Source organism: Inquilinus limosus MP06, assembly GCF_000767795.1.
Classification (GTDB): Bacteria; Pseudomonadota; Alphaproteobacteria; order DSM-16000; family Inquilinaceae; genus Inquilinus; species Inquilinus limosus_E.
The window spans coordinates 1-1007 of record NZ_JANX01001055.1 but is presented as its reverse complement, the minus strand read 5'-3'; the positions used below and the strand labels follow the sequence as shown (position 1 = coordinate 1007).

2 protein-coding genes are annotated in these 1007 nt (G+C 74.2%); one reads left to right on the top strand and one right to left on the bottom strand.

Translation table 11 applies throughout. From position 1 onward, the window contains the following. The coding region (locus tag P409_RS35145) for a hypothetical protein (protein WP_152613729.1) at positions 1-227 on the bottom strand (227 nt) is incomplete at its 3' end. 162 nt (positions 228-389) lie between these two features. Between P409_RS35145 and P409_RS35140 the strand changes: the two genes are divergently transcribed. Further along, on the top strand, positions 390-1007 hold a 618-nt coding region (locus P409_RS35140), incomplete at its 3' end, for an FAD/NAD(P)-binding protein (protein ID WP_034849684.1).

Sequence of the window (1007 nt, the reverse complement as noted above, 5' to 3'; positions counted from 1 at the left end):
CCCTTGGCGCGCCGACGCGCATCCTCGACCACCGCCGCGGCGATGGCGGCGGTGCCGTCCGGCGCCAGCCCAGCCTTGCCGGGAAGGAAGAAGACATAGCGGATGTCGGCCGACAGCGCCCGGTCCACCGGCACCGAATCGGGCAGCTCGACCTTGTCGCGCGACGGCACGCACCCCGCCGCCAGGCCCGTCAGGGCCACCACCGCCAGCACTGCAACGATCCGCATCGCCCCCGTCGTCCCGTCTTCGATCCCACGCGCAGCATAGGGCGGCACGATGGCGGCGGCGAGGCGGCATGGCCGCATGCTGCGGATGTCGTCATCCCGAGGTTGGCCGCGGCGGAGGGAGGTGGCTACCATGCCGCCGGTCGAAGCAGCGCCAAGAGGATCATGCGCATCGCCATCATCGGGGCCGGGTTCACCGGCTGCCTGCTCGCGGTCCAGCTCCTGCGCCGCTCGGCCGGGGCGGCGAAGGTCGTGCTGATCGAGCGGGGCGGCCCGCCGGGCCGCGGCATGGCCTATGGCACGCCGCACCCGGCGCATCTGCTGAACGTCCGCACCGCCAACATGAGCGCGTTCCCGGACGAGCCGGAGGATTTCCTGCGCTGGGCCCGGGCCCATGGCGGCGAGGAGCCGTATCTGCCGCGCCGCTTCTACGGCGATTATATCGGCGAGACGCTGGCGGCGGCGGGCCGCGACTTCCCCGGCGGCCTGACCATGCTGGCCGACGGCGCCGTCGGGCTGGACCGCGATGCCGAGGGCGTGACGGTGCGCCTGGCCTCCGGCCGGACCGAGCGGGCAGACATCGCGGCGCTGTGCACCGGCAACGCGCCGCCCTCCTCGCCGGTGGCGCTGCCGGAGGCGCCGGGGCGGATCCTGGTGGGGCCGGAGGATGCGTGCCTGCCCTCGATCCTGCCGGACGAGACCGTCCTGATCCTGGGCACCGGCCTGACCATGATCGACATCGCGGCCGGGCTGGCGGCGCAGGAGCATCGCGGCCGCGTCCTG